The sequence below is a fragment of the Ochrobactrum sp. SFR4 genome, from assembly GCF_019730395.1.
Classification (GTDB): Bacteria; Pseudomonadota; Alphaproteobacteria; order Rhizobiales; family Rhizobiaceae; genus Pseudochrobactrum.
This window is the reverse complement of sequence record NZ_JAAPBB010000019.1, coordinates 26,695-38,276: the sequence shown is the minus strand read 5'-3', so window position 1 is coordinate 38,276 and position 11,582 is coordinate 26,695. Positions and strand designations below refer to the sequence as shown.

Here is an 11,582-nt window from a genome sequence, read left to right as displayed (position 1 = left end):
GATAGAGCTATCATGAGCCGAAAATCCTCTCTTCTCAATTAACACTGTTTTGTCTCAAGGGCGCTGATGTCGGACATTCGACAATATGAACAGCAAAACCGGCCTTATGCAATTCTGCTGCACAAGTCAGCCCTGCAACACCAGCTCCGATAACTAAAACCTTCATTGCATCAGTTTCATTGATAATAATTCAAGCGGCTGAGATACAGATTAGCTATGAAAATAAATTTAGCCGCTTCTCGAGCTTCGGCATTTACGTAAAAAACCACGAATTAATCGTGCTGTGAGCGACCTCAAAATCACGCTCGCAGAATATTTTCCATATCATAATAGTTCAATATGCCATCCATTGCACATAATTTGCGTCAAACGCAGATCATTATGCGTCGCTCCACACATAGTGCCAAAACCTATCGGGCTGTTGTATATATCCGGTCACTAAACAATGTCGCTTCTGTTTAGTTTTTCATATGCCTATGATGCGGTTCTGGCGCAAAGCTTTCAAACGCCCAATAATCGTAAAAGTACGCTCCACTTCGATCGAGCTTTATCAAAATTCTCATTCAAAATTCGCCATACAGACAGTTGAATGGTCAGCCAGCCGGCAATTTTAAGTCACATAGGCTTCTCTATTAGCATATTATCCTAAGCACCAAAAACTTTGCGACAGAACCGTCTCTCATCATCAGATTATTTTTGAATTCAAAAAGATTGCAGCACCGGCAAAAAGACTTGTCACACCGGTCATTGCGCCGGTTAGTTCAAAGCCGTTCAAGCCGAAATTTGTAGAAAAACCGTTTGTCTCTGTCTCTCTGCGTATCTGCTGAAGTATGTCATCGCCACTCTCACCCAGTGCCCGCTTCAAATAATAATCGGCCATCATACCATGACAAAGGCCCAGAGACCCTTGTACTTCCCCAAAACGGTTCTGAATAATCTGCATATCTGCTGCAAATATATCCGCAGGCATATAAGAGCGGATATGCAAACGGGAAAAGCCGAAACCAGCCGTGCCATGGCACCAGGAGGCGTTTGCAGTACAATCCGCATCCAGCCGTGGCCAGCCATTTTCTGAACGTAACGCCGTCTCACGTTGAACGTTCCGCATAATAAGCCGGATTGCCTGCGGGTTCTCGATGCTGAAATACTGCATATATCGCGCGAGAACCGCTGATACACCTGCAGTGCCATGCGCAAAACCCAGCAGTGTGTTCTCATCAAGAAGCGCATTACCTGTTTTTACAATATGATCAAAAAGATAAGTCGCGAACTGATATATAGTTGAAGAGACCGGATAGTCCGCATAAATGTCATACAGGCGCAGCAGCATTTCGAGACTGCCGCCGGCACCTGAAATATAATCAAGCTCTGTATAATCCTGCCATTTATGCGATAAAAAACGGAAGCTGAGCTTCGACAAAACCTGCTGCACAAGCGGCAATAAATGCAATATCCGTTCCTGCTGTATAAAGCTGACTGCCCATAAAGAGCCAGCCGCTCCGCTTAAAGCGCCCAGACTTGCTGAGGGGCTGTTATATAGAGATCCGGCAACTTGATCTGCCAGAATATTGGCAAAATTGACATATTGTCTTTTGTTAAGCCGGCAACCGGTCAGATAAAAAGCAAGTCCGATACCGGCGGCGCCCTCATAAAGATCGTTTCCGGTCAAACCGGCTTGTAAATCGGAAGTGCCGGTCGCCGATATTGTCCGCCAGCAATGATAGCCTTCATCCAAAATCAAAACCTGATCCTGCACCTTATCCAGAATGATTTGCGCAATTGCATTGAACCATTGTCGGCTGGTCAATGTGGACAGGCAGGCATAGTCCCGTCCTTTCGCTGTATCAATTTTATTATAACGTAAGCGGTAGGTGAAAAGTGAATAGCGCAGATCTTCAAGCGCCGAATTAATGAAAGCGGAAGATAAACAAGCCAGCTGACGCTGCATATTTTGACAAGGTGTTACAACAGCAGAAGTAAAAAGCGTTTCTCCGGCACCGGTTCTGATGACGGATGTATCAAACTCCGTTTCAAAATAAGGAATATCCCCGTTATGAAGTTGTTTTAACTCAGCTTCGGTAACGTCCGGATTAAGAGACGGATCAGTCAGCCGGCAGAATTCACGGTGCGCCTCATTACGGATAAGCACATCCGGATGCCAGCTGTTATTGAGAGCTGTCACATAGCTTTGAGTTGCCCGAAACAGCACACGGACTACTGTTTTCTGCATATGATATTGCAGTTTTTCAGATACAATATTCTGGTTAGCCAGAATAAATTCCAATGTTTGCTTTAACCCGTCTTCCAGACAATGATCATAAGGTGAAAAGTCAGAGACCAGGGTCTTACCGAGCATGACTTCACACTCACATTTCCCCGTGGTGAGATTACGCGGTTCCAATTGCATGAGACTTTCGTGACGCTGCGGATTGGCCATAATCCGAATATCAACCTCCTGATGCGAGCGCGCGGTCAGCGGACTGATCTCTATCATTCCCCGTCTTTGAAATGCAGGCAGCAGCATGGAGGTGTAAATGTGATGAGCGGACGGAATATCGTTCGGCTTTTCAGCAACACATGAAAACAGCGTTTCACAGTCAATAATGACCGGATAGGCACCTGCGGCAACCACATTCTCCTTATGAAGATCAGTTGCTCCCAGAATATAGGCCAAAGCGATCAGTGAGCCGTAACGACGATAATAGGCGCACAGTTCATTTTCATCCGCGCATCCCTGTTGCAGAACAGCGCATGCCCAGCCATAGCCGTCTTTTTGCAGAATAGCAGGAACTCTGTGTTGAATCGTGAAATTCTCATTCCACCATTCAAAAAACGCGGAAAGCCCCGCGTCAATAGCCAGATTCCGCGGCTTATAATAAATAACCCGCTGAATGCCTTGCCCGTTACGATAGCAGATACGGGCGGTTTGTTGCATGCCGCGATGCATGTCTCCCGTTAAAGTAATTTCCTCGACCACCGCATGATTATCAGCATAGAACAGGTTTGCTGCCCGTAAAATATCAGCATTGATGCGACAGATCAGCTTTTCAAGACTTTGAGAAAACTGTTCTGTTTGTGCTGTCCAGCGCGCCCAAAACGCAGGATATTTCTCAATAAGAAAAGCAATATTCTCAGGACTGATAATTTCTCCAGTAAAATAATCAAAACGTTCTTCTGGGCTGCTACCCTTGAGCAGACCTTCGCCCTCTGCAAAATGCATCTCCACGATGAGAAGACGCTCCCAGCATTGGCGCAGAAGCGGCAGATATGCAGCTTCAATAAAATTATGAAGGATATTTTTATCAAGAAAACGAGAAGTCAGGCATGAGAATTTTTGCAATATATTTTTTATAAGATGTGTATAAACAGTTCCAAATACATCGTGCTTGTACATGTTTACCTGAGGAAATTTTATTTTGGACTTATTACATCGACTAAAAATTTAAATTGTGCTTTTTTATTAACGGCACCATGAATTTCAAAGCGCTCTATCTTTGCCGTCAATGTGTTATAAGAATATTCTGCGGTAATATATAAGGGGCGAGACGGCCTGACAGGACCGGAAAAATCCCATTGCAAATGTCGTATAAAAAGAAAACGCACAGGCTTTCTCTGCATGTGCCGGATATATTGAATTAGTGTAAATCCAAGAGATTGCGTTATTCTGTCAAGAAATAACATTGATACATGAAAATTGTCAAAACTATCTATTGATAAAATAGCTTTCATAACTGTGTTATCTATAATTAATTCATGTATTTCATATTTTTCATCTTTAAATTGATCTGTAAAATATTTAAACTGCACAATTTTATCAGAGCCAAGGAATCTTCGCGAAAAAAGCTCTGTCATTTCGCGCAACCGATCCTTTACTTACAGCCGCCTTCAGCCCACTCAGTTATGTTACAACCTTCAATCCACATTGTCTGGCACACGCTTACTTGTGTGCATAATGAGAGTTCTGTGGTTATTTCCTTTCGTTCACCAACTACAGATTTGGAAATTTTTTTATCATATAATTTAGATAATACCATTTTATTCTCCAATCAGGATAATAATGAAGTACGGCAAAATATAACAAGATTTAAGGATATGTATATTGCTAAATATTATGATAATATTATTGATCCCTATATTTAACTACACCCAATAATTTTAATGATCGTGATGGGGTGCCGTCAAATTTGCTGCTAATATTGCTGTAGCCAAAATTTGAATGTATAAACCGGTTAAATCCAGATACCAATTACCGGATTCCAGCCTGCCCGCCGCTGAATTGGCGGGCACAGCATTGGCGCGACAGCCGGCAAGTAAGATGCAAGACGACGATTATGTACAGATTTTTCCGTCGCTAAATATTTCAAATAAAAATTCTTTAACGGTCTGTTCTTCTCGGCCGGTTGCGCGCTGCCGCAAAAGGCGGAGAAATTTCATGCTGTCGTGTTGCCAGAAGATTGAAATCAGCAAGAGGACGGCGTTCCGGTGTTTTATCGACAGCCCTGCGTCGCCACTCTTTCATATCCAAAACATAGGTCGCCCACATGCCATACCGGGCATCCATAGCAATGCTTTGATAGCGCATATAATCGCTGTTACCGGCCTCAGACATTACCACGCGCGCCCAGCCAACCCGTAGCATTTCCAATGCAAGATCCTGCCCGCCGGTAAAACACCGGGCACGGGCAGCACCGTCTTTGTCATAGCCTGTTACCGAGCAACGTACCACAGAAACACCTATGATACGGTTGAGCCAGGCCTTGGCAAAAGCCCCGCACGGAACAGGAGACGGCGCTTTGGACGTCCCCCTCTCCCATTCAGGTTTCATTGCCCATTGCGGCAGATCGCAGGCGTCAATACCGGCCAGCCGGACACGCTGCTCATAACGCGGATACCAGAGCGTGCGCCCGTCAATAACTGCAACTCTGTCGCTAAAAATCGGGAATATTACCGGCTGCGGAGCATCTGCATCAGGCATAGCAGACGGACCGGCAAGCGGATCGGCGGCAAATACCGGCTGGCAGATCAGAAAACTGGCAAAAATGACGGAAACTGGCTTCATTCCTTTATCCTTTATGATTTTCATTTTGTGCTACAGGGATATGAACACGCGTAAAACCAGCCGGTGCAAACCGGCAGACAAAACAGTTTTTGTACTTGCTTCGGAGGTGGGGGAATCACATCTGATAATCAGACATACTCTCTGCCCCCGCCGCCTTACAGGTATTTCATCAATCTCACTTCCGTAAAAAATATTATTGCTTTTCAATAGATTAAATAAAATATTTCTTTCCCGCACCTCTTAAATGCTGACTTGAATCATCAATTTTATTCCCACGAAGATGGGATTACGGCACTGCAAAAATGCATGTAAAAATCGATTTTAAATAAGACATTTCTAATATTGATATTATCCGGATTTATCCCGCAATCCCAATAACGCAAGCCATTTGACCAAGGGGGGATTCCATGATCACAAAGGCAGAAATCGCTCTAAAAAGCGCGTTCATATGCAGCGCGATTTTGCTTGCGTTCAAAACCGGCGATGCCTGCTCCGAAGAACCCCGCCTTCAAACTGCAGAAACTGAGACCGCCCCTCAAAACCATTCCCCGTCTGCGGACGGACAACCAGCCGGATTTGACGAGCGGTGGTTCGCAAAAAGCACCGATTACGTGACCGGCGCTGACGGTGTGATCACACCCTTATCTGCCACACCGGCAAACTCATCTTACACGCCGGACCATACCTATATTCCGGACGGCTCCTTGCTTAATTTCACTGACCGAAAACATCAGGAAAACCGGTTGGCAGCTGCAGCCGGAACGAATGATCCGGTTCCCTCTGCGGCACAGGTGCAGGAATGCGGCCCCTCACCTTTTCCTCCGGAAAAAATCAAAACACTGGTGGAGGAAACGGCTCGCCGTTATGCCGTGGATGCGAGTTTTGCCACAGCGATTGCCCGTGCGGAAAGCCGGTTTGACCTGTCACGCAATTCCGGCAAAGGCGCACGCGGCCCTATGCAGCTCATGCCTGAAACCGCCATTCGCTTCGGCGTTCAGGATGTCTGCGACCCGCAAGCCAATATTGAGGGCGGCATAAAATATCTGCGCGCGCTGCTTGACGAGTTTCAAAATCCTTTGCTTGCAGCCGCGGCCTACAATGCCGGTGAAAACCGTATTTATGAATATGGCGGCATCCCGCCTTTACCGGAAACCGTCAGCTATGTGGCAAAGGTCGTCAATTACCAGCTCGGTCTTCCGGATTTTGCCGGCAGGCCAAAAGAGAGCAAAGGAAGCCGGAAAATCATCAAAGCCGGCTCAGACACAACAGAGACCGGCATTATTACGGTGAAGAAAAACCGTACTTTTGTCGGCGGTGTCATGAGTTTTTAAACGGAGGGAACAATGAAAAACAAACTTCTCAGAATCTGGCGCTGTCATGCGGTCAGGATCGCGGTCATAGGTACAGCTATTATAGCTGTACAAGCTGTCACTACAGAAACCGCTTTCGCGGATGGCAGCGGATTGAGTGGCGCATTCGGCCCGTTACAGCAGGTTATGCAAGCTATAGTCAATTTTATTCAGGGACCATTCGGGAAATCACTGGCCACAGTTGCAGTCATCGGACTGGGCTTCCTTGCCTTTGCCGGCCGCCTGTCCTGGTTTACCGCCGGTGCTGTCATTCTCGGCTTCGGGCTGGTCTTCGGATCTACAAGCATTGTTGATCAGCTCTACACGATTGCAGGCGGAAGATGAACGATTATGAAGATGCTCAGCCGCATATGACGCCGCTTGTCATCGGCTTGACCCGCTCACCGACATTATGGGGTGTGCCCTATATGGCCGTTGTCATTGTTGTCGGTGCAACCGTCATCGCCTGGCTGGCCAGCAGCTCCTTCTGGTCACTGCTATTCGCACCGTTCAGCTATCTTGTACTGTTTTCCATATGCACCTGGGACAACAAGGCTCTGGATGTTTTGCAGGTCGTTTCCCGCAAGACCCCCCGAACACCCAATAAAGCCTTTTGGGGTGCCAATTCTTACGGACCATAAACATGTTGAAACTCATCAGGGAAGAACTTGCTTTTGGCAAAGCCGCACATAAAGAACGGCCGATGGCAACGCATATTCCCTATATGCGGCATATCTCGGACACCGTGCTGGGACTGGAAAACGGAACAATCATGTCCGTCATCCGGCTGAACGGCCTGTTCTTTCAAACCGAGGATCAGGCAGAGCTGAATATGCGCTCGCAAGTACAAAACACGATCATCCGTGCGCTCGGTTCAAGCCGTTTTTCCCTCTGGTCAACCATCATCCGCAGACAGGTAGCAACGGATATTGACGGCAGTTTTGACGATCCGTTTTGTGACCGGCTGAATAGCAGCTATCTGGAACAATTGCGTCATAAGCATATGTTCACCAATGAAATTTATTTGACTGTTGTCCGGTCCAATCTGCGTGGTGCTCTGGGGCTGAGCGATATTATCAATGGCGTATTATCCAAAACAGGCAATGCGGAAAGCCGGAACCGTTACAGCAATGAGATTGTAACCGAGCTTGAGGAACTGACCGGCAACATGCAGCGGGAGTTGCAAAAATACGGTGCCCGCACCCTCGGTATTATTTACCGGAAAAATGAACCCTATTCCGAGCCTTGCGAATTTATCAACACAATCCTGACCTGCGGCATAAAACAAAAAATGCGCCTGCCACGGATGGGAATTCGTAATTATGTCGGCACATCAAGATTGCATTTCGGTCGCCGTGCCATGCAGGCACAGGCGGCAGAGGATGAAAAAAGCCGGTTTGGCGGACTGCTTTCCATCAAGGAATATCCGCCTTATACCGGCCCCGGCATGCTCGACGGATTGCTGCAGGTCAATCATGAATTTATTCTGACCCAGAGTTTCACCATTGCCGATAAACCTATTGCTCAGGAGCGGATCAGCCGTCTGCAACGGCAGATACAGGCTTCAGATGAAGGCGGCAGTTCCGTTGAAAGTGATATTGATTATGCCCTGAACGCGCTGATGAATCAGGAAGCCGTTTTCGGCTATCATCATCTAAGCTTGCTGTGCCTCTCGCGCAGACTGGATGATCTGAGCCGTGTTATTTCCGAATTGGGCAGCTGCCTGACAGATATGAATATTAACTGGCTGCGCGAAGATATTAATCTGGAGGCGTCCTTCTGGGCACAGCTTCCCGGCAATCACAGTTATATTGCGCGGAAAGGCATGCTGGCCTCTTCCAATTTTTCCGGCCTGTCCTCTATGCACAATTTTGCAACGGGGCAATCCGAAGGGCTGCACTGGCAATTGCCGGTCACTATTCTTGAGACAACCTCGCAGACACCTTACTGGTTCAATTTTCATCAGCGCGATATCGGACATTTTCTGGTTACTGGTCCCACCGGATCCGGCAAAACCGTCGCACTGACATTTCTGCTGGCGCAGGCCATGCGTATCAGGCCGACTCCCAAAGCTGTATTTTTTGACAAGGACCGCGGCGCGGAAATCTTTGTGCGGGCCATGGGCGGCTCCTATGAAGTACTCAGCCCTGGCACCCCGACCGGCTTTAATCCGCTGCAGATTGAGAATAACGGCCCGAACCGTACATTTCTGATGCGCCTGCTGAAAGCCATGCTGCGTGCCAGCGACGACCGAAATTTCACACAGGAAGATACAGATACACTGGAACAGGCCATCAGCCGCCTGATGGCCGAGCCGTCCGAGCAACGCAATCTGCCTAATCTTTCAGGCCTGCTGACCGGCAGGGCGCGGGCAAATGCCAATGATCTGGCCTCGCGGCTGCGCCCCTGGTATGACGGCGAAAATGCCTGGCTTTTCAATGCACCGCAGGATGTCCTGTCCTTTTCAGGCCGGAATGTTTTCGGTTTCGATATGACAAATATTCTGGGCAATGAGGAGCTGCGCACACCGGCACTGATGTATCTCTATCATCGGCTTGACGAGCTTCTGACGGGCGATCCGGTGATGTTTTTCATGGATGAAGGCTGGCAGTTGCTGATGGATGAGACATTCAGCAATTTCATTGTGGATCAGATGAAAACCATCCGCAAGAAAAACGGAATTGTCGGCTTCGGCACACAGTCGGCGGCAGATATTGCCAAAGCCAAAGCATCACACACACTTATTGAGCAGTCCGCCACCAATATTCACTTCCCCAATCCGAGAGCTGACGAAGAAAGCTATATCAAACGCTTCGGGCTGACACTCAAGGAATTCAATTTCATCAAAAACACTCCGCCGGAGAAACGCACATTTCTCATCAAACACGGCAATGACTCCGTCATTGCACGGCTCGATTTATCGGCCATGCCGGATCTGGTCAAAGTTCTGTCCGGCCGCAAGGAAACAATCGAGGAATGTGCGGCTTTGCGTGAAATATACGGTGATGATCCAGCCGGCTGGCTGCCAGAATTTTGCGGCTGGGAGATAAATAATAATAACAATAATACAAAGCATTAAAAATACAAAATAATCATTCATATAAATATTAAAATGGATAATGAAATGAAAAATACTTATATTAATATAGTTTTTGTCACTTTTATAATTATTTTATCCGCATCTTCTATTGTAAATGCACAAATTGTATCTGACCCTTTAACAGAATTCAACACAGGAAAAACTTCTACATCCGCAGAGAGTATAGATAAAACAACAAAAGCATCTCTCGAAAGAGAAACAAAGATTGATGACTCCACCAAAAAGACGCTTGATGCTTCGACCGGTGACCGCACATCGGATACAAAACCGCTCGCCAATGCCGGTGCCGGCACCGGATATACGGCTTCACAAGCGCCATCCCTGCTCCCCAGCATAACACCGACAATCAGTCCGACCATAACGCTGAGTCCGTCACCGTCAACCAGTCAAAACGGCAACGATAAAAACAACAGCAATCAGGCAACCAATCAGTCAGCGGAGCAATCTTTCAAGAATCTCAATCTGGAACAGAACCTTTCCGGTAACGACAAAAGCACGACATCAAATGACAAGTCTTATCAGTTGATGATGTCAACCTCGATGAGCCTTCAGGCCTCTATTCAGGGCACACAGGCAGCAATTCCTGCACGCGAGGCAGCCTATCAGCAGGCCAGCCAGACAATTGGCCAGTCGAAGGATATTAAAGGATCACTTGACCAGAATTCCCAGCTTCAGGTGCAGACCGGCCAGACACTTAATCAGCTGATAGGTGTTATGAACGGTTCAAACGCCGCACAGCAGGTCAGCAATCTGCGTAATCTCACGGATCTTTCCAATACCAAACAGGCATTGAGTTACAGTGAGTAATTCTGCTGCCTGTACAACACTGCGCTTGCTTGGCTTCCTCATCATGGCAACGGGTATCACCGGGTGCGGAACAGTCAGAGAGAAAACCGCACCCTGCAAGCGCCCTGCAAATCTGACCGCTTTTGCCGAAGATACCCGACGCGATTGCGGCGCAGCACTGCCGGTCAATGAGGATCCGGTTTCAGCCTATATGGCAATCAGCACATTTCTGAAAAATTAGAAAAGAGGGGCGTGATGATCAATTTCCTGCAGACAATACTGGACAGGCAGGAACAGCTTGGCAATTTTTTTGCCAGCAGTGCCTACCAAAGCATCAGTACGCCCGTCATTCAATTGCTGAATATTATGCTGGTTATCTATGTCAGCTATTACGGTGTGCAGCTGGTTACCGGCACTTCACGCCTCTCTGTCAGTGAGCTTGTCAGCAGAACCGTCCGCATGATGATCATCATTACAATGGTCAAAAACTGGGACGTCTTTAATGCATATCTTTACAACTGGCTGAATACCATGCCGGAAAATATCGGCCGTGACCTCCTCACTTATACAGGTACGGGGATCTATGATCCGGTACAAATCCTGTCAGATTTGTGGAAAATTGCCAATCAGACCGCTGGTGCATTTACAATACAATCCGGTGCGGCAAGTTTTTTACCTGCTCTGGTCTCCATTGTTGTGATTATATGTGCGCTTGCTTTTGTTGCGAGCGCGCTCGGTCTTTTAATGCTTTCAAAGCTGATGTTATGGGTATTGGTTGCCACCGCTCCGGTTTTCATTGCCTGTTTCCTGTTTGAACAGTCACGCGGATATGGTGCCGCCTGGTTCCGGCAGGTTTTGGCATATGCGCTTATACCGATGTTTCTTTATGTTGTTTGCGCATTCCTGATTTATGCCATCCGGCCTGAATTACAAAATCTGACTGCCGCAACACAAGCGCAAAAGCTTAATCTGCGTACATTAGCCGGTTTCCTCCTGATCTGCATGGCGGGCACCTTTGTGCTGCTGAATATCCGTACTCTGGCACAGAACATTGCCAGTGGCACAATCACAATCATCAGCCAGACAATCCGGCAGACCAGCCACAGGGCAATGATTTTTCCGGTTCAGGCCGGCTCCGGCGGCATGCAAACCAGCCCTTATTACAGCGCGCGTCAGGCTGTGCCTGCCGGCACGGGTTATTCAGGGCACGGAGCAACCAGATCAGCGATCCAGCGCCAGATCAGCAACCACAGCATGCCCCGCTAAGCGGCTCTGCAAGAGGAACAAG

General features: G+C 47.5%; 11 protein-coding genes. 7 read left to right on the top strand and 4 right to left on the bottom strand.

Annotated elements, in window-relative coordinates:
- Positions 1-34 precede the first annotated feature (34 nt).
- From HBA93_RS16205 to HBA93_RS16190, 4 genes are all read right to left on the bottom strand, one after another.
- Complete coding sequence (locus HBA93_RS16205; RefSeq protein ID WP_221723943.1) at positions 35-184, bottom strand: FAD-dependent oxidoreductase; 150 nt, start codon at positions 182-184, stop codon at positions 35-37.
- A 501-nt stretch (positions 185-685) separates the two neighbouring features.
- The gene (gene lanM, locus HBA93_RS16200; RefSeq protein ID WP_286201989.1) at positions 686-3,394 is read right to left on the bottom strand and encodes a type 2 lanthipeptide synthetase LanM; all 2,709 of its coding nucleotides are present in this window, start codon (positions 3,392-3,394) and stop codon (positions 686-688) included.
- A 17-nt stretch (positions 3,395-3,411) separates the two neighbouring features.
- Positions 3,412-3,852: a hypothetical protein gene (locus HBA93_RS16195; RefSeq protein ID WP_221723938.1), complete on the bottom strand. Its 441-nt coding sequence runs from the start codon at positions 3,850-3,852 to the stop codon at positions 3,412-3,414.
- 523 nt (positions 3,853-4,375) lie between these two features.
- Positions 4,376-5,059: a thermonuclease family protein gene (locus HBA93_RS16190; RefSeq protein WP_221723937.1), complete on the bottom strand. Its 684-nt coding sequence runs from the start codon at positions 5,057-5,059 to the stop codon at positions 4,376-4,378.
- 407 nt (positions 5,060-5,466) lie between these two features.
- On the opposite strand from HBA93_RS16190, the gene HBA93_RS16185 reads away from it, so the two are divergent.
- The 7 genes from HBA93_RS16185 to HBA93_RS16155 are packed head-to-tail and all read left to right on the top strand — an operon-like array spanning position 5,467 to position 11,560.
- A complete protein-coding gene (locus HBA93_RS16185) occupies positions 5,467-6,390 on the top strand; it encodes a lytic transglycosylase domain-containing protein (RefSeq protein WP_221723936.1) in 924 nt (307 codons plus the stop codon).
- A 12-nt stretch (positions 6,391-6,402) separates the two neighbouring features.
- Complete coding sequence (locus HBA93_RS16180) at positions 6,403-6,753, top strand: TrbC/VirB2 family type IV secretion system protein (protein WP_221723935.1); 351 nt, start codon at positions 6,403-6,405, stop codon at positions 6,751-6,753.
- Positions 6,750-7,049, top strand: coding sequence for a VirB3 family type IV secretion system protein (locus HBA93_RS16175; RefSeq protein ID WP_121993318.1), 300 nt, complete (start codon positions 6,750-6,752; stop codon positions 7,047-7,049). Before HBA93_RS16180 ends, HBA93_RS16175 begins: the two co-directional genes overlap by 4 nt.
- Positions 7,050-7,051: 2 nt before the next feature.
- Positions 7,052-9,487 (top strand): VirB4 family type IV secretion/conjugal transfer ATPase, encoded by a 2,436-nt coding sequence (locus HBA93_RS16170; RefSeq protein ID WP_221723934.1) that lies wholly within the window; start codon positions 7,052-7,054, stop codon positions 9,485-9,487.
- Between the two features lie 45 nt (positions 9,488-9,532).
- Positions 9,533-10,315: a conjugal transfer protein gene (locus HBA93_RS16165; RefSeq protein ID WP_221723933.1), complete on the top strand. Its 783-nt coding sequence runs from the start codon at positions 9,533-9,535 to the stop codon at positions 10,313-10,315.
- Positions 10,308-10,535, top strand: a complete 228-nt coding sequence (locus HBA93_RS16160) for a hypothetical protein (protein WP_221723944.1) — start codon at positions 10,308-10,310, stop codon at positions 10,533-10,535. The genes HBA93_RS16165 and HBA93_RS16160 overlap by 8 nt, the downstream gene beginning before the upstream one ends.
- 14 nt (positions 10,536-10,549) lie before the next feature.
- On the top strand, positions 10,550-11,560 hold the full coding sequence (locus HBA93_RS16155; protein ID WP_221723932.1) for a TrbL/VirB6 family protein: 1,011 nt from the start codon (positions 10,550-10,552) through the stop codon (positions 11,558-11,560).
- The last annotated feature ends 22 nt before the right edge of the window (positions 11,561-11,582 follow it).

Bases quoted from the DNA above. Each gene is read 5' to 3' on its own strand.
- lanM (WP_286201989.1), bottom strand. From the start codon at position 3,394: ATGTACAAGCACGATGTATTTGGAACTGTTTATACACATCTTATAAAA.
- HBA93_RS16165 (WP_221723933.1), top strand. From the start codon at position 9,533: ATGAAAAATACTTATATTAATATAGTTTTTGTCACTTTTATAATTATT.
- HBA93_RS16175 (WP_121993318.1), top strand. From the start codon at position 6,750: ATGAACGATTATGAAGATGCTCAGCCGCATATGACGCCGCTTGTCATC.
- HBA93_RS16170 (WP_221723934.1), top strand. From the start codon at position 7,052: ATGTTGAAACTCATCAGGGAAGAACTTGCTTTTGGCAAAGCCGCACAT.
- HBA93_RS16195 (WP_221723938.1), bottom strand. From the start codon at position 3,852: ATGACAGAGCTTTTTTCGCGAAGATTCCTTGGCTCTGATAAAATTGTG.
- HBA93_RS16180 (WP_221723935.1), top strand. From the start codon at position 6,403: ATGAAAAACAAACTTCTCAGAATCTGGCGCTGTCATGCGGTCAGGATC.
- HBA93_RS16155 (WP_221723932.1), top strand. From the start codon at position 10,550: ATGATCAATTTCCTGCAGACAATACTGGACAGGCAGGAACAGCTTGGC.
- HBA93_RS16185 (WP_221723936.1), top strand. From the start codon at position 5,467: ATGATCACAAAGGCAGAAATCGCTCTAAAAAGCGCGTTCATATGCAGC.
- HBA93_RS16190 (WP_221723937.1), bottom strand. From the start codon at position 5,059: ATGAAGCCAGTTTCCGTCATTTTTGCCAGTTTTCTGATCTGCCAGCCG.